Here is a 20,343-nt window from a genome sequence, read left to right as displayed (position 1 = left end):
GGAATACGATGAATGAAGTTCTTGAAAAAGCAAAAAAAGCAAGTACAGCCAAAGATCAGCTGCTGCTAAAAACGACGGAGCAAAAAAATGCAGCTTTACATGCCATCGCAACTGCACTTAAAGCATCTTCCGCTTATTTATTGGGGGAGAATAAAAAGGATGTTCAGGCTGCTGAGGACAAGCAGTTCACGCCTTCTGTCATTGACCGGATTACACTCACAGAAGAGAGAATTGACGCCATCGCAGACGCTACTCTTCAGCTGATTCACTTAAAAGACCCAATTGGTGAAACATTAGAAACCATTCAAAAAGAAAACGGTCTGTTCATCGAAAAGGTGCGTGTGCCTCTCGGAACGGTTGGAATGATTTATGAAGCAAGACCAAACGTGACAGTAGATGCTGCCACCCTTTGCCTCAAAACTGGGAATGCTGTTATTCTTCGCGGGAGCTCCTCTGCCATTCATAGTAATAAAGCAATTGTCAAGGTGATCCATGAAGCGCTTCAGACAACGGATATTCCAGTAGACAGTGTGCAATTGATTGAAGATACAGGCCGTGAAACGGCGAAAACGCTGTTCACTTTAAATGAATATCTGGATGTCCTTATTCCGCGCGGCGGGAAAAATTTAATTGATCTTGTCGTGAGAGAGTCTACCGTGCCAGTGCTTGAGACAGGTGCAGGGAACTGTCATATCTACATTGATGAAACAGCGAAAAACGAAATGGCTGAGCAGATTGTGCTGAATGCTAAAACCCAAAGGCCATCTGTTTGCAATGCGATCGAGAGCATTGTCATTCATGAAACATGGGCAAAAACATATGGCGCTTCGTTATTTGAAGCCCTTCATGCAAATGGGGTAGAGATACGGGGCGATGAAGCCGTATGTGCCCTTGCGCCTAGTGCTTCATTAGCGACAAAAGAGGACTATGAAACAGAGTTTTTAGCGCCGATTGTCAGTATTAAAATCGTAGAGAGCATAGAAGAAGCGATTCAGCATATTCAAACGTATAGCTCCAAGCACTCTGAAGCGATCATTACGGAAAATGATCAGCATGCTTCACTTTTCTTAACAGCTGTCGATGCTGCCGCTGTCTATCACAACGCTTCTACTCGGTTCACAGATGGCTTTGAATTTGGCTACGGAGCAGAAATAGGGATTAGCACACAAAAACTGCATGCAAGAGGGCCGATGGGTCTGCCGGCTTTAACCTCTGAAAAATTTGTCATTCGTGGTCAAGGACAAATAAGAGAATAACGAATTCAAAAGAGAGTCTTGTGACAGCAGGCTCTCTTTTTCCTTTCATTTCATTTTTGTATTTCTTCGGTCAAGTATGATAAAATATGGTAATGTTTTATATTTTGAGAAGATTGGAGAAGGCAACGTATGGCGAAAATCATTCCCTCTTCGGATATTGGAGTGAAAATCAACAAGTGGTATGAATTAATCCGCAGATTTGATTCAGAACAAGCAGAACAATTAAAGCAGGAAATTCGCACCTCTCTTGATTCAATGGAAGAAGATCAGAATTTGCTTCTCTATTTTTCTTTAATGGAATTCAGGCATGAGGTCATGCTCGATTACTTAAAGCCATTAAAGGAAGGAAAGCTTCGCGCCAACTTTTCCGAGCTTTCGAAAGAAATAGATGAGCATCAAACACATGTCACAGGCATGCTTGAATACTACTATCATTTTTTCAGAGGCATGTATGAATTTGGCCGTAGGCAGTATATTGCTGCCATCTCGTCTTATCAAAAGGCAGAGCACAAGCTTTCTTTTGTGTCAGATGATATTGAACGTGCGGAATTTCATTTTAAAATGTCAGAAATATATTATCACATGAAACAAACACATATTTCGATGCACCATGCCAAACTGGCGCTGGATGTCTATATTCAGCATGAGCTATATGCGCTTCGCACGATCCAATGCGAATTTATTGTGGCCGGTAACTATGATGATATGAGAAGGCATGAAAAGGCATTACCACATCTCGAGAGAGCGCTTGCGAGATCAAGAGACTTTCAGAATGTGCGTTTTATTGCTTCCTCTTTGTTTAATATGGGCAACAGTTATTACCGTATGGGAGATCTTGACCGCGCACTCGAACTAATGAAAGAATCCATCTCGTTATTTGACCAAAATCAATCCGATCACCTTCGTCGATCTATAGACCCTCTTTATACCGCCGCTCAGATATTATACAAACAAGGTAAACACGAAGAAGCCTTACACTACAGAGAAGAATGTATGAAACGAGCAGAAGCACTTCAGGATGACATCCATATTCAGAAGACGATATTTTTAGAAGCATTGTACTTAAAGCAAGATGCGGAGCATATTAAACGAATTTTTCATTTTTTAGAGTCCGCCTATGCATATCCAGATATAGAGGAACTGGCATTAGACACCGCAAAGTATTATAATGAAATGGAGGATTATGAAAAATCTTCCATGTTCTACGGAGAAGCGGAACATGCTCGAATCTATATTCAGAGAGGGGATTGTTTATATGAATTTTAAAAAATGGGCAGTCGTCTGTACAAGCATCACCATCCTGGCGTTATGGCTGGCAGCAGCAAATGCCGACCCGGATAACAGAAACCACACGCTAGAACAACCAAATGCGCAGCATGACATCATCTAAAAGCTCTTGTCAACAATTTGAAAAGCCCTTATTAAAGGGCTTTTTTTACTGTCTAAAAATGAATCTGCGTGACATGCTCATAAAATAGAGGTGAGAAGGAAATCTTAAAAAAGAGTGTTTATTCATTGACTCTTGAATTTAAATTGTGTACAATTCAATTGTAGAAAATATTATTAGAGAGAAAGAGGGTTATATTCATGTCAGACGTTTTATTTACTGCAATGGTATCAGCTGTCGGAGGAAGAGAAGGAAAGGTTGTTTCAACCGATGGTGTGCTTGAGCATGATGTAGCAATGCCTGGAACACCAAGAGCGAAAAAACTTGAAAAAGCAACAAATCCAGAGCAATTATTCGCAGCAGGCTACTCTGCATGTTTTGATTCAGCCCTTCAAATGGTCGCGAGACAAGAGCGTATCCGTTTTGAAAGTGAAGTAACAGCACATGTGAGCTTAGTGAAAGACAGTTCAGATGACGGCTTCAAACTAGGCGTTAAGCTAGAAGTAAAAGGAACTGGAATCGAGCAATCAGCATTAGATGAGCTTGTTCATAAAGCACATGGCGTATGCCCATATTCAAAAGCAACTCAAGGAAATATCGAAGTAGAACTAGTAGCTGTCGCACAATAATTGACATCATAAAAGGCTGAGGGTATGTTCCCTCAGCCTTTTGGTTGTGTTAATTTTTGCAAAAGCTCATGTAAAGAGGCGCGCAGTGTTTTTAACTCTTCTTCCGATCTGCCTGTCCCAGACAGCATATGAAATGGAATCGCAGTAGCTTTCTCTTTTAGCTGTTCGCCATATTCCGTTAAACGAATTTGCACAGAACGTTCATCCTCTTTCGAGCGCTCGCGGATGATGAGTCCGTTTTGCTCCATCCGTTTCAGCATAGGTGTGAGTGTACCGGAGTCTAAATATAAAAGCTCTCCCATCGTTTTCACATTTAATGTCCCATGCTCCCACAATAAAAGCAGTGCCAAATATTGCGGATACGTAATGTCTAACTCTTCTAATAACGGTTTATATTGCTTCGTCATCTCTCTTGAACTTGCATATAACAAGAAACAAAGCTGATTTTCCAGCTTCATATGCTCGAATTCATTTGTCATGTCAGTCACCAACTATTTTTTGTCATACTTATTATTGTATAAGATTTTCTTCCTTTTTAAAATAAATACAGCCCAAAAATGAAAAATTCTTTAATGTGCGATAAATGTTTGAGAAATGGATAGAACGTGAAAAGAATAAATAGATAAAGGAGGAGATGAAGATGAAACCATTATTCACAGCAAAAGTAAAGGCGCAGCATGGAAGAGCAGGACATGTTCGTTCAGAAGATGGTGTACTCGATCATAACATTGTCATGCCTAATGCAAAGAAAGACGGAGAAACTGGTACGAATCCAGAGCAATTATTTGCAGCCGGCTATGCAGCTTGTTTCGGAGGGGCACTTGAACAAGTAGCGAAAAAGCAAGGGATAGACATTGAATCAGAAGTAGAGGGACATGTCAGTCTTTTAAAAGATGAAAGTGATGGCGGTTTTAAGCTTGGTGTCAAGCTGATTGTGTCTGCAAAAGGCCTTGACCATGACAAAGCGAGAGAGCTTGTCGAGGCTGCGCATGAATTCTGTCCATATTCAAAAGCAACAAGAGGGAACATCGAAGTAGAGCTTGAAGTGGCTGAATAAAAAAGGTTTTCTATCACGCTGAAAATCAGAAACACCTGCTTACCAGCAGGTGTCTTTTTTTAATATTCTTTCTTTTGTTCGTATGTTTCCCAAGCTTCAAACGGTGCAAGGGTTTTTTGAAGTGTCAGCTGATAAAATGGAATATTTCTTGATTCGTAATCCTTGTTGATTTCTTCATAAATAAACGAGTCATCAAAACCAGAAGTCGCTGCATCCTGATGTCCAGCAGCAAAATACACCGCTTTTGGTCTAGCCCAGTAAATAGCGCCAAGGCACATCGGGCAAGGCTCACAGCTTGTATATAAAATACAATCTTCTAATTGGTATGTATGTAGCGTCTGGCACGCCTTTCGAATGGCTGTGACTTCTGCATGTGCGGTTGGATCATTTGTTGTTGTCACATTGTTGCTTCCCTCGGCAATAATCTGTCCATCCTTGACAATGACTGCTCCAAAAGGGCCGCCAGTACCACTATTGACTCCTTCTACTGCAAGATCAATTGCGCGTTGTAAAAAATCTTCGTGATTCATTGTCTTCCTCCCTTTGTTCGACTGACTTCTCTAGTATAAACGAATCATGCTAGAAAAGGAAACATCCTAGTAGATGGTCAAACAGGACAATCTGCGCATAAAAACCCCCGCCATGTTCGGCAGGGGAGAGGGAATCAATTATGCATGCTGCGCCAGCTTTTTACGAGCGACTTCAGCAGCCGTCACCATGTTTTTCAAAGCAGCAATGGTTTCAGGCTCTTGTCTCGTTTTTAGACCACAGTCAGGATTCACCCAGAAGCGATCTGTCGGACATACGTTCAGCGCATCATCAATGATTTGACTCATTTCTTCGACAGATGGAACGCGCGGGCTATGAATGTCATATACACCAAGTCCAAGTCCTTTCAAATACGGATGCTTTTCTAAGTAATCGAGGAATCCGCCATGACTGCGTGAATGTTCAATCGTAATTACGTCGGCATCAAGGTCTTCGATCGTATCGACAATATCCTCGAAGTTACTGTAGCACATATGTGTATGAATTTGCGTTTCATTTTGAACAGATGATGTTGATAGTCGGAACGACTCTGCTGCCCAGTTTAAATATTCTGCCCAATCACTTTCTTTGAGTGGAAGACCTTCTCTTAGCGCAGGTTCATCCACTTGAATAACTTGAATCCCTGCTTCTTCTAACGCTTCTACCTCTTTACGTAATGCGAAAGCGATTTGGAAGGAAATGTCTTTCCGGGAAATATCTGTTCTTGGGAAAGACCAGTTTAAAATGGTGACAGGTCCTGTCAGCATTCCTTTGACCTTTTTCTCCGTTAAGCTTTGTGCGTAAACCGTCTCTTTCACGGTCATTGGCGCTGTAAACTCGACATCTCCATAAATGATTGGCGGCTTCACGCAGCGTGATCCGTAGGATTGTACCCAAGCAAATTTCGTAAAGGCAAATCCGGCTAGCTTCTCACCGAAGTATTCAACCATGTCTGTACGTTCGAATTCTCCATGTACGAGAACGTCCAGACCGATTTCCTCCTGAATATCAATCCATCTTTTTGTTTCTTTCTTAATAAATTCATCATATTCTGCATCTGTCCATTCATTTTTACGCCATTTTTGACGAGCACTGCGCACTTCAGCAGACTGCGGGAAGCTGCCAATAGTTGTTGTTGGCAAGAGCGGCAGTTCAAGAGATTCGTTTTGGATACGAAGGCGCTCTTCAAAGGCAGCTGGACGCTTAAAGTCTTTCGATGAAAGATTGTTGCGTTCTGCTGTGAAATCCGCATTGGTTCCTTTTGCAAATTCTTTTAAAGTAAGAAGTGCTTGCTTGGCTTCATTGATGGCGGCTTCAATCGCTGCGGCTCCTTTTGTTAAGCCTTCTTTTAATGTTGTTAATTCATCCAGCTTTTCAGTGGCATAAGACAGTCCGTTTAATAGTTTTTCTTCAAGCTGTTCGCTTGGGTGTTTTGCAACTGGTACATGCAGCAAACTGCTTGATGGCTGCAGCCATACTTCCTTCGGCTGAGCGTCAGCAATGACCTCAGAAATGAATGACAATCTTTCTCCAAGATCTGATCTCCAAATATTTCTTCCATCAATGACGCCTGCTGCTAAAATTTTATCTTTCGGGAAGCCATGCTTTTTCACTTGATCAAGATTGCGTCCTTGATCATGGACAAAATCAAGACCGATGGCTTCAACAGGATATGTGACAAGCTCTTCATAGGCATCTACTGAATCAAAGTATGTTTGAAGAAGAATGTTTAAGGCAGGTACGGCTTCTTTAATCGTTTGATAGATTTCTTTTACGGCTTTCACGTCTTCATATGAAGCGGTGACAAGTGCTGGTTCATCAATTTGAACCCATTTGACGCCAGCTTCTTCAAGTTCTTTTAAAACCTGAGTATAAAGCGGCACGAGACGCTGCTGAATCTCTTTTACTTCATTTGGTTCATAGCCTTTAGAAAGTGAGACAAATGTATAAAGACCAAGTACAACAGGTTTTGTTTCAACACCAAACGCCGTTTTCACCTTTTCGTAAGCTTCAAGCGGTTTGTTATGTGTGAGTTTGAATTCGGTGCTTTTTTCGTATTCTGGAACGATGTAGTGATAGTTTGTATTAAACCATTTTGTCATTTCACTTGAGACAGCATCTTTTGTTCCTCTTGCCATCGCAAAGTATGTATCTAGCGGGTCTTTTAAGCTGCGGAAGCGCTCTGGAATCCAATTGAACATAACAGCAGTATCGAGCACGTGATCGTAGAAGGTGAAGTCTCCAGAAGGAACAACATCAATTTGTTGGTCAATTTGCGTTTTAATGGCCGTTAAAAATTGTTCATCCAGTGTGCTTAAGAGGGTTTCGCGGTCTGTTTGACCTTTCCAATAAGACTCAAGTGCTTTTTTCCATTCTCTGTTTAAACCAATTCGCGGAAAACCTAGATTACTTGTTTTAACAATTGTCAATTCCAATTCCTCCTCTAAATATAAAAAGACATTTACACTCATGGCGAAGATTGATGAGGGCAAATGTCTGGTTTAAAAAGACAAAATGTGTGTGCGAAATAAGGCGTGAGCATAACTGACGCTTTTTCCGACATCTCCTATCAACCGTAGGGGGTTTGATGTGATAGAGCGGCTGGTATCCTGGCTGGTGAATCTGCAAGCTTTTCATCCTTCCCATCCTTATGACAGTGGATTCATGAGAAAAGCTCTCCTCACTCACAGTGGCGGGACCGCGCCGGATTTTCACCAGTCTTCCCAATTAAAATTCGACGTATGATCGAATTACCGACTCTCAAACTATGAATTTATTGTGTTCGATTATATAACGTCCACTTCATTTCGTCAAAGTAAATTTTGAATAATTTTAATTAAAAAAATCCTGAGAAAATTCAATCTATTCTCAGGACCTCTATTCAAGCTATAGAGATAAAAGATCTGCTTCCAATGTTTTTTCTAAAAGGACATCAGGTGCAGTTAAATATAAAAATCCATTTCCTACGAGGGCTTTCGACTGCTTCAGTGGAAGGGTTCTTCTGACAAGCTGAGCATAGACCTCAGGCTCTGTCAGCTTGCGCTGGAACGCTTCTTCCTCGGCATTTTTAATAATGGCTAGTGCACCGCTTACGTGAGGGGCTGCCATTGAGGTGCCTGTGAGTCTGCCGTATTTATGGTTTGGGAGAGTGGATAAAATATCTTCTCCTGGAGCGACGAGGTCGATTTCTTTATTGGCATTAGAAAATTCTGAGGATTCTCTTGCAAGGGAAACAGAGCCGACGGCAATGACTTCATTGTATGCTGCTGGGTAGGAGAACTCTTCCGTACGCTCGTCCCCGTCCCCTTCATTTCCTGCTGCGCACACAACAAGTACACCGCTTTTCACAGCGTTTTGAATGGCTTCCTGCAAGGCGGGCTCATTGCTTGGACCACCGAGAGACATGGAGATAATATCCACCTTCTGCTCAGCGGCATAGTTGATGCCATTAATGATCCATTCGTATTTCCCGCTGCCATTTTCACCGCCAAGAACTTTCACGATCAGCAGCTTAGCTTCAGGGGCAACCCCTAAAATTCCACCATTTTGATCTGTTGCAGCAATCGTTCCTGCTACATGGGTGCCATGCCCGTTGTAGTCTTTCACATTTTCAGCATCTCCGTTGTCATCATCGGTAAAGTTCTTGCCTCCGATAATCTGATCTTTTAAGTCGGGATGCCCCGTGTCGCAACCTGTATCAAGGACAGCAATGGTTATGCCTTTTCCTTTGAAGCCACTTGACCAAAGTTCGGGTGCTTTAATCTCCTGAATACTTTCCGGCGTCTCTTTCGCTTCCATCACATTGGCTTTTACTTCATACGGAATTAAGCGAATTTCACCTTTCATAAGAAAGCCCTCCTTATTTTGTTTTCAAAGTAGATTCAGGCTGCGTAATGTTATTGTATAAAAGAAACTTTTGATCGGAAAGGGTCAATTGTAATAATTTTTCAAATAATCAATCTATTATCAAAAGTGCAGTTCTCCTCACTTCTTGACGAAAGAACTCAGCTTTTGAGGAAAACTCTTGATATCATATGAAAAAGGAGGATATGCTGCATAGTGAGCTTGCACCTGTCCAGATGAAAATGGGTGAAAAGGACTAAAAGAGGCAAACTAAAAAACAAGGAAATCAAGCATTAAATGCGATATAAAAAGTTTTTGTTCAAAAATAAATGTTTCTTTCATAAAAAATAGACGTGAAGATTGTGACTGTTCCAAATGCGAAAGGCAACATATAATAATGGAAAGACAAGCTTGCCTTTCAGATAGGAGAGATAGAGATGAACAAAGGGAAGATACTCGTAGTCGAAGATGAAAAGAAAATTGCAAGGGTGCTGTCACTAGAGCTTGAATATGAAGGATATGAGGTGACAGTCAAAGAGACAGGAATGGATGGACTCCAGGCTCTTGAAGAGGAAAGCTTCGATTTGGTGCTGCTTGACGTCATGCTTCCAGAATTAAGCGGTCTTGAAGTGCTGAGAAGGGTTCGAAAGACAAATACAGCGACACCTATTATTTTGATAACAGCAAGAGGGAGTGTGCCTGATAAAGTAAGCGGCCTCGATCTTGGGGCGAATGATTATATTACAAAGCCCTTTGACATAGAAGAATTATTAGCGCGAATTCGTGCGCAGCTAAGGTTGAATATAAAGGCGCAAGAAGAAAAGGAAACAGAGCTTAGCATAGCAGATTTGACCGTCAACGAGAAAACAAGAGACATACAAAGGGCCGGGCAAATGCTTGAGCTCACACCGAGAGAATATGACCTGCTTGTCCACTTGCTGAAGCATCAGCAGCAAGTGCTCACAAGAGATCAGCTTTTAACAGCCGTTTGGGGCTTTGATTACTTCGGTGACACAAACGTAGTGGATGTCTATATTCGTTATTTAAGGAAAAAAGTCGATTACCCATTCGAAAAACAGCTGATTCACACAGTGAGAGGTGTGGGTTATGTGATGAAAGGATAAAGAATGAGATTAAAAAATAAAATCCAGCTTTATACATCGTTGTCCTTGTTTTTAATGGTGCTTCTGTTTCATACAGCCATTTATTTTATTTTTTCGATAACCTTGACGCAAAAAGATATGTCCCGGCTGTCTGAGGTCGCTGAAAATATTGCCATTGCTTTAAAAAAATCAGAAGAAGAGGGTCTTCCATCCTCGGAGCTGCTGAAAGCGTACTTGCCCCAAAATGGCATGATCCGTGTCGTGACAGAAACGGGTGAATCAAAGCTGACTGTCACAAAGGAGTCAACGTTTAGTTCACTGCCTTTTACATATGAATCTGGGCAGACAGCAGAAATCAAAGAATACAACAAGCATATGACTGCGTTCGCTGCAATTCCGGTCATTTGGACAAATGGAGAGATTGTGTCGCTTCAAGTATATGAAGAAATCGAAAATACGGAAGAAAATTTGGCGTTATTAAGAATGATTTTAATCGCTGCTGGCGTTTTAATTATAGTGCTTTCCTATTTTGCTGGCCACATTTTAACAAAACAAATCGTACGCCCTATTAGTAGAATGACGAGCACCATGAAGGCAAGTATGAAGGAGAAGGCGTTTAAGCGAATCAAACTAGCAGGCGATTCAAAGGATGAATTGTATCAAATGGGACAAACCTTTAATGAAATGTCAGAAATCCTCGAGAAGCATTATGAGAAAGAGCAGCAATTCTTGCATGATGCCTCTCATGAATTGAAGACACCGATTACCGTCATTATGAGCTACAGTAATTTACTAAAACGCTGGGGACAGACACGTCCAGAAGTGATAGAAGAATCCTCTCAAGCGATTCATGATGAAGCGAAAAAAATGAAAAGGCTGACAGATCAATTATTAACACTTGCGAAAAATGGTCAGCCGCTTTACTTGGACATGAAGCCAGTTGATCTTGGTCATTTATGCAAGCAGGTATGTCATACACTTGAAGTCGCAACCAATCGAACCATTCAATCTCTTGTGCAAACAGATCAGCCGCTCGTCGCTGAGGGGGATGAAGAGAAAATCAAACAGCTTTTGACCATCTTGATTGATAATGCAGTTAAATATAGTACAGAGCCAGTTGATGTGACATGCGGATGGGCGGGAGAGAAACCGTTTATTTCAGTCGTTGACCATGGGATTGGCATAAAAGAAAAGGATCTGCCGAAAATCTTTGACCGCTTTTTTCGTGTGGATGAAGCAAGAAACAGTGAGACGGGCGGAACCGGACTTGGTCTTTCAATTGCGAAGCAAATTGCGGAAGAGCACGGGGCCGACCTGAAGGTGGACAGTCATATCGGCGAAGGGACAACCATGACCATTCTTTTTCAGAAATAAAATAGGTCTTTTCTCATCAATTTCTCATTTCCTCCTTATAAAATAGGAAATAGGAAGGAGGCGCTGCATGTCTAGAAAAACGAAAATGGTGCTTGCGCTCGCAGGATGTCTCGTCGTTCTTGCTGCCTTTGCAATGCTCATGATTCAAACCATTGATCAAAAAATATTAAGTGAAGCAGAAATCAAAAAAATCATCGCAAAAGACTACAATGGAAACATTACAAATATTGATTTAATCAATCATAAACAGGACTATACATTGACGCTGGAAAATGCAAATGGCATCTATCAAATCATTGCATCTTCTGCAAGCGGTCAAATGAAAGAAATCAGACAGATCAAAAGCTATCAAAAGCCAAATGAAAAAAATGCTGAGCTCCAGGCAGAGGAAGCGGCTGTTAAAAAAGTAAGCGGTACTGTCATCCAAAAGAAAGAAAAGTCAGATCGTTTTATCTTTACGATCCAATCAAAAAAAGAATTATATCAAGTCGATGTCGACAAGCAAACGTTTAAGGTGCTTGTAGCAGAAAAGAAAAGCCCAACCTCTAAAGAAAAGAAAATGACAAAAATCACGGTCGAAGAAGCCATCCGAATTGCGGTAAAAGAAGTCGGAGGGACAGTGGATGATGCAGATCTTGAAACATTTAGCGGTATGCTTGTCTTTGAGGTGGAGCTGGATTTGCCTGACGGGCGAGAGGCAGAGGTGCTTGTGAACGCATATACAGGAGACATTGAAGGTATTACGTACGAAAACTAATCCTTTTCTCATGATTTTCTCATGTTTCTTTCCTTCCTTTATCATCTTCTTTCTTTAAGATAAAGGAGAAATCAAATAGAGGAGGACATGAACATGATGAAAAAAGTACTAGTAGCTACAGCATTAACAGGAACTCTTGTCGCAGGTGGTTTCACACTTCAAGCGCAAAATACAAATCAAACAGCACACGCCGAGCAGGTGGTGCAAAAGAAATCATCGTTTGTCTCAAAGAAACAAGCTGAAAAAGCAGCCCTAAAAGTGGTGAAAGGGTATGTGGACGATGTCGATCTTGAGCGTAAAAAAGGAAAATGGGTGTATGAGGTCGAGATTAAAAAAGGCGGCTTTGAATATAAAGTATATGTCGATGCCAAAACAGGAAAAGCGCTGAATGATCCAGTCAAAGAAAAGAAACAGAATGTGAAAATCACTAAAAAGCAGGCTGAAAAAATTGCCCTTGCAAAAGTAAAAGGAACAGTCACAGATTCTGATTTAGATAAAGAAAATGGTGTGTACTTGTATGAAGTCGAAATTACCACACCAAACGGCGAGGAAGTTGATTTTGAGATTTCCGCTAAAACAGGCAAAATCCTGAAGCAAGAATGGGATGATTAAGCCGCCAGCAATCCTAAGATAAATTTGTATGCGGTCTGAACCATTTATCCATCATGGATAGCTGGTTCAGACCGCTATTTTTGCTTAAATGATTGTATACAAGTACAAATGAATATCATCTTTTAAACTGAATAGGGTACTTCCATGTATCTGTACACCAAGCATGTTAATGCTTTTTATGTTGATTGCTTATCATTTCAGTTGTTCTTAAAAATGTCTCAATATCTTGAATATTATGACAATGGAGAGGTGATATTCTAATAGCCCCTTTAATTCCAAAGGAATCCAGCATCCTTTTAGAATAAATGCTTGTATTCAACCTTTCATATACGATCACACCGTGCTGTTCATATTCTCTTACTGCATCTTCATGGTTTGTTCCTTCTAACGATATGGCCACGATGAAATCTCTTTTTGATAAATCACGGTAATCAAGATGCACGGTCACTCCTTCGATCTCTCTTAGCCCTTTTACGTTGGGTGTCCCGTCTAGCATTATTTTTAATAAAGCCCTTTCTTGTTTTCCGATAGCTTCCATACCTGCTGCGAATAACTGTCGTCTGGCATTCACTGTTGTAAAATGACTTCCAAGCCAGCACACATAATCAACAATTGCGCTAATAGCCGCATAATGCGCAGGTGCTGGAGTTCCTAGACCCCATTCAGTTTCTTTCTTTCCTTTTAACTTATGATGAGGGAGAAGAGCAGCTCTTTCCGATAAATAAGCAACCCCGCAGCCTCTAACACCAAAAAATTTATATGGGGCAAAATTTATCACATCAACAGGGGTTTTTTCAATATCAATTAAACCATGAGGTGCATGTTGAACGGCATCAACCATGATAAATAAGTTTGGCTTCTTTTTTCTTGCCTCTTGTACAATTTGTTCAATGTCTAAAATAGCACCAGAGATATTCGAAGCATAGATGACGCTTAGAAGAACAGTATCTTGATCGATTAATGCCAAGATGTCTTCTACGTTCACTCCACCTGTTAAAGGATTAGACTTGGCCACTCTCAGCTCCTTGTTTAATTTATTTGCATAAAAACTAGCTGCGTCATAAGCTGCTGGATGTTCTAAGGATGTTGTGACAATATTTGTTCCTTTAATATGTTCTGCAATGATACCCGTAGTCTCAAAGATAGCTTGTGACGCTGTCAGATATGTAGCGAAGCTTCCTTGTTTCACGTTAAAAATGGTTTGAAGATCAACAATCCCCTTTTTCTGGATATCAATCAAGTGTTTTGCTGTTTTATGATTTCTTTCAGAACAATCTGGGATGCCATCAATGATTGAAAATATATGATTTGCCTGTTTTAAACGAAGGGAACCACCTGCATTATCAAAAAAAAGGCGTTCCTTTTTTAGGATAGGGTCCTCATCAATATATAAAAATTGTTCTCTTACTTTTTTTAATAAATCATTTGAAATGTGCATGTTCAGGTTAGTTTGGTTCATCATCTTATCCCCCAATATTCAATTCTTATACTTAGTATTATACATTGTGTTATCAATCAATGGTTGTACCCTAATCAGAGAGATCCTTTTTTTCTGTAAACAATATTTCATTTTTAGCTAAAGCGACAGTTGTCAGCGCATTGTCAATGTGACATTCGCCGCACCTTTATGAGTTCAGCTGTTTTATACTAATCACTCCTTACACTTTCATGTGTAAGGTTTTTTCATTGGGACAAACTACGGGAAAGGAGGCGAGAGAATATGAAGAAAAAAGAAGAAGAGCAGACAATGGACCATGCGGAATATGTTCCGCATCCTGATGGAGAAGGATATGCTTTGTTTTTGCATGATTCCTTTCATCTCCTCTCCCAAGAGGATATGAATCAGCCAGAAGAGGAATAAAAGACATGAAAGGGCGATGGTTTACTTTGTCTATCGCTCTTTTTTTCAAAAGTAAGCGAATACATGAGGAAACTTGGCATCTTGCTTATTGACATCACTGCGCTTTTTCTGTAATCTCAGTGTGTCAACAATATGAGACTTCGTTAGGTGAGGCTCCTGTATGGAGATACGCTGCTGCCCAAAAATGTCCAAAGACGCCAATGGGTCAACAGAAATCATCGACATAAGGTGATTTTTAATGCAGCTGGATTTTTCCTATGCCATACAGTGCTAAAGCTCTACGATTGAAGGAGCAAGTGTTTTATTTGTCATGCTTACAAAGCGCCTTCATTCGGTTGAAGGTGCTTTTTTATGGGAAAAGGAGGTGTGGGGATGGATCATCCCGATTCGAGACACATAGAGAATATGTCAAAAGATCAGATTGAGACATCAGATAGAGGAGATCCTGACCCCCGCACATTCTAAGGGATTCGGGTATCTCCTGACTTTGGGGAGGTAACAGCTATGATACAAAATATTACGTATGATGAACTCATTTTACGCATCATTATTTTACTAAGAGATGGAAAACGCAAAGAATTTAAAAACATCATGGAAGAACTTCAGCCATATGATATGGCCTACTTATTTAAAGAGCTTCCAGAAAAACACCGCGGCCGCTTCCTTAGCTTTTTACCAGTCGATGACGTGACAGAAATGATGGGTGAGCTGGAGCGGGAATACCAAGAAATCGTTCTTGAAAAAGTAGGGAAAGACAAAGCTACGTTCGTCACAAACAAAATGGATAACGATGATCTAGCCAACTTATTTGATGAGATGGAGGATGAGCTAAAGGATCAGCTTTTATCTAACATGGAAGCAGAGGAATCAAAGGCCGTCCAGCTTCTTATGAATTACCCTGCTGAGACAGCGGGACGGATCATGACCAACCGGTACGTTTGGATTCCTCAGCATTATACGGTGCAGGATGCCGTTGTGAAGCTGAAAAGCTTTGCTGAAATTGCAGAATCAATCAACTATTTATATGTGATTAATGATCAAAAACAGCTTGTAGGCGTTCTCTCATACCGTGACCTTATTTTAGGTGAACCGGATGAAAAGGTGCAGGATCTCATGTTTACAAGAGTCATTGCTGTTGGAGCCTTTCAAGATCAGGAGGAAATCGCAAAGCTGATTGAACGGTATGATTTTCTTGCCATTCCTGTTGTGGAAGAGAACAATGTCCTAGTCGGAATCGTTACAGTCGATGATATCATTGATGTTGTCATTCAAGAGGCAGGCGAAGACTATGAGAAGTTTGCTGCCTCTGGTAAAGATATTACGTTCGACACGCCGGCATTTGTGGCGGCATACCGCCGTCTTCCATGGCTCATTTTGCTCTTGTTCATTGGGCTGATTTCAGGCAGTATTTTAAATTATTTTGAAGATACCCTTCAGCAAGTCGTTGCTTTAGCGTTCTTCATGCCGATGATTGCCGGGATGACAGGGAATACAGGCACACAGTCTCTTGCCGTCGTGATTAGAGGGCTTTCAAAAGAAGAATTAACGAAAAAAACCATTATGCGTCTTATTTTTAGAGAGCTGAGAACAAGTATTTACATTGGGATCGTCTGTTCCATTATTATTACAGTCGTCGCAATGGTGTGGCAGGGCAATATGATTTTAGGTTTTGTTGTCGGCTCCTCACTGCTTGCAACACTGATTATTGGGACAATGGCAGGTACGGTCGTGCCGATTATTTTACACAGATTAAACGTGGACCCAGCCATTGCATCTGGCCCGCTGATCACAACATTGAATGATATTCTATCCTTACTGATCTATTTTGGAATTGCAACAGCATTCCTTCATACACTGATGTAGCAAGAAGACTGTAAAACGTTACGTTTTACAGTCTTTTTTGAATAAAGATTGCATATAGCGCTTCCATCCTTTACATTTTAAGGAGAAGGTGGGAGAGAAAAATGAAGAAGTTTTTATTCATTTTAATGTGCATTGTTTTGCTAGGTGCATGTTCAAGGGAAGACGAGGGGAAAGACAGAAGACTTGTGGCAGCAGAGCATATGATTGAAGCGATTACCGAAGGAAATAAACGAAAAATAGAAAACATCTATGTTGAAGGCGCTGTCCCAAGCCCAAATGACATTCTAAAGCTGAAAAAGGAATGGGGCATAGAGACGCTTTCTTATGAAGATTTTCAATTAGAAGAAGCCAGCATTCATGTCTTTCATGCGAATTACGAAGATGAAAAAACAGGGAAGAAAAAGGCACTTGCCCTGCGGGTAATAGAAGATCCTGAAAAAGGCGGTGTACGGATTGACTTTGTAGGGGTCGTTGAAGGAACTGATGCTTCCTCTCAATGAAAAATTTTATTAAAAGACAAGGTATAAGCTAAAATGATTTTATTTAAAAGGATAGAAGAGCTGAAAGAACTTCGCTCTATCTATCCTCTTTTTTACCACAAATGACCTGATCACATATGAGTTATGCCCATTAACTCCATAAATCGTGAGAGGGCACTGGTCATGTACGAATCGCAGCGCCTTATAAACACAGTGGGCACGATTCTATGTGGTTCCGGTAATGGATGACAGGTAAATCTGCCTTGCATCCGAGCTTCAACCATAGATTTTGGTAATACGGTGACTCCTAGCCCGTTTTCAACGCATTTAAGCACGCCCTCTAAAGTGCCATATTCCATTACCTTCATCGGAGCAAAGCCATTGCTCTCTAACCATCGCTGCCAACGCCCCAAATAGATGCAATGCGCGAATGACGAAAGCAATGGTTCATGTAAAATTGATTCTACCTGGAATTCCTCCCGGGAGTAGCTTGTAATCAGAACAAGTGATTCTTCCAATACAGGGTACTCAATAATGTCCGGATGAAGAATTGGCCCATCAACCAATGCACCGTCTACCTTGTAGTTAAGAATAGCACTAACCTGATCTACAGTAGGTGCCATATACATGCTCAATTCTACTTGTGGAAATGTCTTATGATATTCTGTAAAAATGATTGGCAATCTTGTAGAAGCGGTTGACTCTATAGATCCGATGTGTAAAGTTCCCCGCGGAGTAGAGGAAAGCTTTACTGCCTCTATCGCTTCTTCAAAATCGTAGAGTAATTTGTTTACATATGGCAACAGTTCACGTCCTGCAGGCGTTAAGGATATCTTCTTGTGATATCGATAGAGAAGAGGAACACCTAATTCTTGTTCAAGACGTTGGATTCGTGCAGTGACATTCGACTGCACATAATTTAATTTCTCAGCAGCTTTTGTAATGCTTTGTTCAATAGCTACTGCTTTAAATATTTCCAAAGATTTAATATCCAAAATAACGCTCCTTTTGCATCGCAAATTGTGATGAACTATACACTATTTTTTGATTTTACGTGATCCAATAGAATAAGTAAACTTAATGATATAAGAGATTTATCATGAGGAGGAGAATTGAGAGATAGGAAATTTTAGCTAGGAAAAGATAAAACAGGCGTTTCCAATTAAATGAGGAGGGAATTTATTGATTTCAAAGATTAATATCCAAGAGAAATTTTTGCAAATAAATGATTATTGGAATCCTAGAATAAGTGGAGAGTTGAACGACTCATACATTAAAATGGTAAAAATTAAGGGTGAATTCATTTGGCATCACCATGATGACGAGGATGAAATGTTCTTTGTATGTAAAGGGAATCTAGTCATCCGTTTTAGGGATAGAGAAATAGCTCTTAATGAAGGGGAGTTTCTTGTGATTCCTAAAGGAATTGAACATCAGCCAATTGCTGAAGAAGAAGTTCATTTGCTATTAATTGAACCAAAAACGACTCTAAACACGGGGAATGTGGTCAATGAACGAACTGTTTCGATTCCTGAACGAATGGATGAACACTAGATCGTGCACTTAACAGGTGCTTTAGTTGAAAAAGAGGCAGCAATCGCTGTCTCTTTTTACTACGTTATCATACATTCACTTGTCTTTAATTTTAAAGAGTAAGCGAATCTTTATTTGTTTATCGATTTTTGTACCGGAAGTGTGCGTTAATCTGGCCTTCCAGCATTTTTTTCTTATATTGTCCGCTTTTTAATGCCTGTTCTTTTTTCTTCATGTCTTTCAAAATCTCGGCTGTTTGCACACCGTCTTCTCGTTTGTTGGCGATGTCCATTAAACGTTCTACATCAGAAAAAGAATATTTACGCGTGCCTCTTGTTGAGCGCTGGGGGTAGATGAGTCTGCGTTCCTCATAATATCGGATTTGCCTGACGGATAGCCCTGTTAATTCACTGACAATCCCGATTGAAATGACTTTTTTATCTTTATAAGATACATCTTCCTGCGTCATATACTCACCCCTGCAAGTCTTTTCTTCATATTATACAGAACGAGAAGGAAAAAAACCTATCATTTGTCAGAAAATATAACACAAAAACGAAAAAATGAAAAAACAATGGAAGGAAAGATAACAACAAATGTGAAATGAGTGTTGCGCGTGCATATAATGATGATGAGTTGAACTAGGAGGAGGAGCAAATGATGGAGCAAACACAGATCATCTGTATGGCAAAAGAAATCATCGCATTAGATATGAAGAGGGATGAATTACTGGAGCGATTCATGCAGGCGGCAGGTCAGAATGCACATGCTCTTCTAAGAGCCGTACAAAATGATTTGTATAAAAGCTCTTCATAAGCACCTGGTCCAGATCACTTGATAGGAGGGGATAATCGGTGCGGCGTATCTTAACAGAAGCTTTAGCAAAGGAAAGACATTATTATACGAAGCAGCTCTGTTCATTAGGAGTTTACAGCCCTGATGCGGCCAAGAACATGACAATTAGTGACTTAAAAAAAGAGTATCACTTCTTTTTCAACAAAACAGAGCGTAATTTGTGAAAATCCCTTGAAATGTGCGTATGTCACATAAAGGGTTCTTTTTTTGCGTGCTTAATATTATAGCAATATTGAATTTTGTAGAAATTTGACGAATACAGTGTAAGGAAACGCAGTTCCTTTACAGATTATGTTAAACTATGTCGCATCTTGATGGTTTGCTAAAAAAGCTTTTTTTCGAGATGATTGTGAAAAATAAGAAGGATTTTAAAAGTTTATATCGAAATCTTATATATAACACGAATGGAGTCACTTATGTGGTTGAAAGGGTTTTCAAAAACGTACTTCTATTTTTTACGAAAGGCTCCAACTGCACCGCAAGAAAGCCTTGAAGTTAAAAAAATATTATAAGAGGTAGATATGTGATGAGACTATCGTTTAATGAAGAAGAAGTAGAACGTTCAATGACACTTTACAAGGTATTTGCAAGAGCATTTAAAAGCGTTTCAGAACACAGTATTAGAGACAGCAAAGAGCATGGATTTAATCCAACTGAATTTGCCGTTCTTGAATTGCTGTACACAAGAGGTGCTCAAAAACTTCAGCAAATCGGCTCAAGACTCCTGCTTGTCAGCGGGAATGTGACGTACGTAATTGACAAATTAGAACGAAATGGTTTCATTGAAAGAGAGCAGGACCCAAAGGATAAACGGTCGGTTTATGCCCATTTAACAGATAAAGGGCGCAGTTATCTTGATAAGATTTACCCGATTCATTCTCTCCGGATTGCGCGAGCGTTCTCTGGCCTCTCGCGTGAAGAACAAGAACAATTGATTAGTCTATTGAAAAAAGCAGGCATTCACAGTCAACATTTATTATTTAGATAGAACGAAAAGGTGCCATGATTGGCACCTCTCAGATTGTTGACAAAGGGCTAAAATGATCTTTATTTTAGCCCTTTGTCTTCTTTTCAGCGTGACCTGAAAACCTTTGAAGTCTAGGAAGGACGAGCACCGAAGCAGAGCGAATTTGACATTCGTGAGCATCGGAGCGCAGAACTGACAACGAATGCGAGGGTTTGTCTACACGCTGAAAGGTGCCATGA

At 40.4% G+C, this 20,343-nt stretch carries 23 protein-coding genes and 2 riboswitches; of the genes, 16 read left to right on the top strand and 7 right to left on the bottom strand.

Features of this window, described 5'->3' with window-relative positions; genetic code table 11:
- The first annotated feature begins 8 nt into the window (after window positions 1-8).
- From ACSSTM_RS05340 to ACSSTM_RS05325, 4 genes are all read left to right on the top strand, one after another.
- A complete protein-coding gene (locus ACSSTM_RS05340) occupies window positions 9-1,256 on the top strand; it encodes a glutamate-5-semialdehyde dehydrogenase (RefSeq protein WP_034663003.1) in 1,248 nt (415 codons plus the stop codon).
- 129 nt (window positions 1,257-1,385) lie between these two features.
- Window positions 1,386-2,522, top strand: a complete 1,137-nt coding sequence (locus ACSSTM_RS05335; RefSeq protein WP_095285060.1) for a Rap family tetratricopeptide repeat protein — start codon at window positions 1,386-1,388, stop codon at window positions 2,520-2,522.
- Complete coding sequence (locus tag ACSSTM_RS05330; RefSeq protein ID WP_034662996.1) at window positions 2,512-2,646, top strand: hypothetical protein; 135 nt, start codon at window positions 2,512-2,514, stop codon at window positions 2,644-2,646. The genes ACSSTM_RS05335 and ACSSTM_RS05330 overlap by 11 nt, the downstream gene beginning before the upstream one ends.
- Window positions 2,647-2,843: 197 nt before the next feature.
- A complete protein-coding gene (locus ACSSTM_RS05325; protein WP_437404012.1) occupies window positions 2,844-3,272 on the top strand; it encodes an organic hydroperoxide resistance protein in 429 nt (142 codons plus the stop codon).
- Between the two features lie 32 nt (window positions 3,273-3,304).
- Here ACSSTM_RS05325 and ACSSTM_RS05320 read toward each other — a convergent pair whose 3' ends face one another.
- Entirely contained in the window at window positions 3,305-3,751 is a 447-nt protein-coding gene (locus tag ACSSTM_RS05320) for a MarR family winged helix-turn-helix transcriptional regulator (protein ID WP_034662988.1), read from the bottom strand.
- Window positions 3,752-3,912: 161 nt separating this feature from the next.
- On the opposite strand from ACSSTM_RS05320, the gene ACSSTM_RS05315 reads away from it, so the two are divergent.
- Window positions 3,913-4,329 carry an organic hydroperoxide resistance protein gene (locus tag ACSSTM_RS05315; RefSeq protein WP_034662985.1) on the top strand — a complete coding sequence of 139 codons (417 nt, stop codon included), beginning with the start codon at window positions 3,913-3,915 and terminating at the stop codon, window positions 4,327-4,329.
- A gap of 59 nt (window positions 4,330-4,388) precedes the next feature.
- Here ACSSTM_RS05315 and ACSSTM_RS05310 read toward each other — a convergent pair whose 3' ends face one another.
- The 3 genes from ACSSTM_RS05310 to ACSSTM_RS05300 all read right to left on the bottom strand — a co-directional run bounded on the left by ACSSTM_RS05310 (window position 4,389) and on the right by ACSSTM_RS05300 (window position 8,703).
- On the bottom strand, window positions 4,389-4,859 hold the full coding sequence (locus ACSSTM_RS05310; protein ID WP_034662982.1) for a nucleoside deaminase: 471 nt from the start codon (window positions 4,857-4,859) through the stop codon (window positions 4,389-4,391).
- Between the two features lie 138 nt (window positions 4,860-4,997).
- Complete coding sequence (gene metE, locus ACSSTM_RS05305; protein WP_309415470.1) at window positions 4,998-7,286, bottom strand: 5-methyltetrahydropteroyltriglutamate--homocysteine S-methyltransferase; 2,289 nt, start codon at window positions 7,284-7,286, stop codon at window positions 4,998-5,000.
- A 153-nt stretch (window positions 7,287-7,439) separates the two neighbouring features.
- Window positions 7,440-7,631: riboswitch (cobalamin riboswitch) on the bottom strand.
- A 112-nt stretch (window positions 7,632-7,743) separates the two neighbouring features.
- A complete protein-coding gene (locus tag ACSSTM_RS05300) occupies window positions 7,744-8,703 on the bottom strand; it encodes a S8 family peptidase (protein ID WP_034662977.1) in 960 nt (319 codons plus the stop codon).
- A 434-nt stretch (window positions 8,704-9,137) separates the two neighbouring features.
- Here ACSSTM_RS05300 and ACSSTM_RS05295 point away from each other — a divergent pair, with 434 nt between their 5' ends.
- The 4 genes from ACSSTM_RS05295 (at window position 9,138) to ACSSTM_RS05280 (ending at window position 12,546) form a co-directional block, all read left to right on the top strand.
- The gene (locus ACSSTM_RS05295) at window positions 9,138-9,824 is read left to right on the top strand and encodes a response regulator transcription factor (RefSeq protein ID WP_034662974.1); all 687 of its coding nucleotides are present in this window, start codon (window positions 9,138-9,140) and stop codon (window positions 9,822-9,824) included.
- Window positions 9,825-9,827: 3 nt separating this feature from the next.
- The gene (locus ACSSTM_RS05290; protein ID WP_034662971.1) at window positions 9,828-11,177 is read left to right on the top strand and encodes a HAMP domain-containing sensor histidine kinase; all 1,350 of its coding nucleotides are present in this window, start codon (window positions 9,828-9,830) and stop codon (window positions 11,175-11,177) included.
- A 67-nt stretch (window positions 11,178-11,244) separates the two neighbouring features.
- Window positions 11,245-11,934 carry a PepSY domain-containing protein gene (locus ACSSTM_RS05285; RefSeq protein WP_034662968.1) on the top strand — a complete coding sequence of 230 codons (690 nt, stop codon included), beginning with the start codon at window positions 11,245-11,247 and terminating at the stop codon, window positions 11,932-11,934.
- A 93-nt stretch (window positions 11,935-12,027) separates the two neighbouring features.
- Window positions 12,028-12,546 (top strand): PepSY domain-containing protein, encoded by a 519-nt coding sequence (locus ACSSTM_RS05280; protein ID WP_034662966.1) that lies wholly within the window; start codon window positions 12,028-12,030, stop codon window positions 12,544-12,546.
- A gap of 166 nt (window positions 12,547-12,712) precedes the next feature.
- On the opposite strand, the gene ACSSTM_RS05275 is transcribed toward ACSSTM_RS05280, so the two are convergent.
- Window positions 12,713-14,005, bottom strand: coding sequence for an aminotransferase class V-fold PLP-dependent enzyme (locus ACSSTM_RS05275; protein WP_262417166.1), 1,293 nt, complete (start codon window positions 14,003-14,005; stop codon window positions 12,713-12,715).
- A 261-nt stretch (window positions 14,006-14,266) separates the two neighbouring features.
- Between ACSSTM_RS05275 and ACSSTM_RS05270 the strand changes: the two genes are divergently transcribed.
- The 3 genes from ACSSTM_RS05270 (at window position 14,267) to ACSSTM_RS05260 (ending at window position 16,770) form a co-directional block, all read left to right on the top strand.
- On the top strand, window positions 14,267-14,407 hold the full coding sequence (locus ACSSTM_RS05270) for a hypothetical protein (protein WP_003212346.1): 141 nt from the start codon (window positions 14,267-14,269) through the stop codon (window positions 14,405-14,407).
- Between the two features lie 132 nt (window positions 14,408-14,539).
- Window positions 14,540-14,703, top strand: a riboswitch (M-box (ykoK) riboswitch).
- A gap of 208 nt (window positions 14,704-14,911) precedes the next feature.
- Entirely contained in the window at window positions 14,912-16,270 is a 1,359-nt protein-coding gene (mgtE, locus tag ACSSTM_RS05265) for a magnesium transporter (protein WP_034662959.1), read from the top strand.
- Between the two features lie 101 nt (window positions 16,271-16,371).
- Window positions 16,372-16,770, top strand: coding sequence for a hypothetical protein (locus ACSSTM_RS05260; protein WP_034662956.1), 399 nt, complete (start codon window positions 16,372-16,374; stop codon window positions 16,768-16,770).
- A gap of 110 nt (window positions 16,771-16,880) precedes the next feature.
- Here the strand turns inward: ACSSTM_RS05260 and ACSSTM_RS05255 are convergent, their stop codons facing one another.
- Window positions 16,881-17,744 (bottom strand): LysR family transcriptional regulator, encoded by an 864-nt coding sequence (locus ACSSTM_RS05255; protein ID WP_437404011.1) that lies wholly within the window; start codon window positions 17,742-17,744, stop codon window positions 16,881-16,883.
- A 187-nt stretch (window positions 17,745-17,931) separates the two neighbouring features.
- On the opposite strand from ACSSTM_RS05255, the gene ACSSTM_RS05250 reads away from it, so the two are divergent.
- Window positions 17,932-18,303, top strand: coding sequence for a cupin domain-containing protein (locus ACSSTM_RS05250; protein ID WP_080869519.1), 372 nt, complete (start codon window positions 17,932-17,934; stop codon window positions 18,301-18,303).
- 118 nt (window positions 18,304-18,421) lie between these two features.
- Here ACSSTM_RS05250 and ACSSTM_RS05245 read toward each other — a convergent pair whose 3' ends face one another.
- Window positions 18,422-18,751 (bottom strand): MerR family transcriptional regulator, encoded by a 330-nt coding sequence (locus ACSSTM_RS05245; protein ID WP_012009715.1) that lies wholly within the window; start codon window positions 18,749-18,751, stop codon window positions 18,422-18,424.
- 188 nt (window positions 18,752-18,939) lie between these two features.
- On the opposite strand from ACSSTM_RS05245, the gene ACSSTM_RS05240 reads away from it, so the two are divergent.
- From ACSSTM_RS05240 to ACSSTM_RS05230, 3 genes are all read left to right on the top strand, one after another.
- Window positions 18,940-19,098, top strand: coding sequence for a hypothetical protein (locus ACSSTM_RS05240; RefSeq protein WP_412072003.1), 159 nt, complete (start codon window positions 18,940-18,942; stop codon window positions 19,096-19,098).
- A gap of 38 nt (window positions 19,099-19,136) precedes the next feature.
- Window positions 19,137-19,301 carry a hypothetical protein gene (locus tag ACSSTM_RS05235; protein WP_034662950.1) on the top strand — a complete coding sequence of 55 codons (165 nt, stop codon included), beginning with the start codon at window positions 19,137-19,139 and terminating at the stop codon, window positions 19,299-19,301.
- A gap of 359 nt (window positions 19,302-19,660) precedes the next feature.
- Window positions 19,661-20,125, top strand: coding sequence for a MarR family winged helix-turn-helix transcriptional regulator (locus ACSSTM_RS05230; protein WP_088004396.1), 465 nt, complete (start codon window positions 19,661-19,663; stop codon window positions 20,123-20,125).
- The last annotated feature ends 218 nt before the right edge of the window (window positions 20,126-20,343 follow it).

Source organism: Bacillus sp. RK1064 (assembly GCF_051488405.1).
Taxonomy (GTDB): Bacteria; Bacillota; Bacilli; order Bacillales; family Bacillaceae; genus Bacillus.
This window is presented reverse-complemented; position numbering and strand designations above follow the sequence as displayed.

Bases quoted from the DNA above. Each gene is read 5' to 3' on its own strand.
- ACSSTM_RS05340 (WP_034663003.1), top strand. From the start codon at position 9: ATGAATGAAGTTCTTGAAAAAGCAAAAAAAGCAAGTACAGCCAAAGAT.
- ACSSTM_RS05335 (WP_095285060.1), top strand. From the start codon at position 1,386: ATGGCGAAAATCATTCCCTCTTCGGATATTGGAGTGAAAATCAACAAG.
- ACSSTM_RS05330 (WP_034662996.1), top strand. From the start codon at position 2,512: ATGAATTTTAAAAAATGGGCAGTCGTCTGTACAAGCATCACCATCCTG.
- ACSSTM_RS05325 (WP_437404012.1), top strand. From the start codon at position 2,844: ATGTCAGACGTTTTATTTACTGCAATGGTATCAGCTGTCGGAGGAAGA.
- ACSSTM_RS05320 (WP_034662988.1), bottom strand. From the start codon at position 3,751: ATGACAAATGAATTCGAGCATATGAAGCTGGAAAATCAGCTTTGTTTC.
- ACSSTM_RS05315 (WP_034662985.1), top strand. From the start codon at position 3,913: ATGAAACCATTATTCACAGCAAAAGTAAAGGCGCAGCATGGAAGAGCA.
- ACSSTM_RS05310 (WP_034662982.1), bottom strand. From the start codon at position 4,859: ATGAATCACGAAGATTTTTTACAACGCGCAATTGATCTTGCAGTAGAA.
- ACSSTM_RS05300 (WP_034662977.1), bottom strand. From the start codon at position 8,703: ATGAAAGGTGAAATTCGCTTAATTCCGTATGAAGTAAAAGCCAATGTG.
- ACSSTM_RS05295 (WP_034662974.1), top strand. From the start codon at position 9,138: ATGAACAAAGGGAAGATACTCGTAGTCGAAGATGAAAAGAAAATTGCA.
- ACSSTM_RS05290 (WP_034662971.1), top strand. From the start codon at position 9,828: ATGAGATTAAAAAATAAAATCCAGCTTTATACATCGTTGTCCTTGTTT.
- ACSSTM_RS05285 (WP_034662968.1), top strand. From the start codon at position 11,245: ATGTCTAGAAAAACGAAAATGGTGCTTGCGCTCGCAGGATGTCTCGTC.
- ACSSTM_RS05280 (WP_034662966.1), top strand. From the start codon at position 12,028: ATGATGAAAAAAGTACTAGTAGCTACAGCATTAACAGGAACTCTTGTC.
- ACSSTM_RS05275 (WP_262417166.1), bottom strand. From the start codon at position 14,005: ATGAACCAAACTAACCTGAACATGCACATTTCAAATGATTTATTAAAA.
- ACSSTM_RS05270 (WP_003212346.1), top strand. From the start codon at position 14,267: ATGAAGAAAAAAGAAGAAGAGCAGACAATGGACCATGCGGAATATGTT.
- mgtE (WP_034662959.1), top strand. From the start codon at position 14,912: ATGATACAAAATATTACGTATGATGAACTCATTTTACGCATCATTATT.
- ACSSTM_RS05260 (WP_034662956.1), top strand. From the start codon at position 16,372: ATGAAGAAGTTTTTATTCATTTTAATGTGCATTGTTTTGCTAGGTGCA.
- ACSSTM_RS05245 (WP_012009715.1), bottom strand. From the start codon at position 18,751: ATGACGCAGGAAGATGTATCTTATAAAGATAAAAAAGTCATTTCAATC.
- ACSSTM_RS05240 (WP_412072003.1), top strand. From the start codon at position 18,940: ATGATGGAGCAAACACAGATCATCTGTATGGCAAAAGAAATCATCGCA.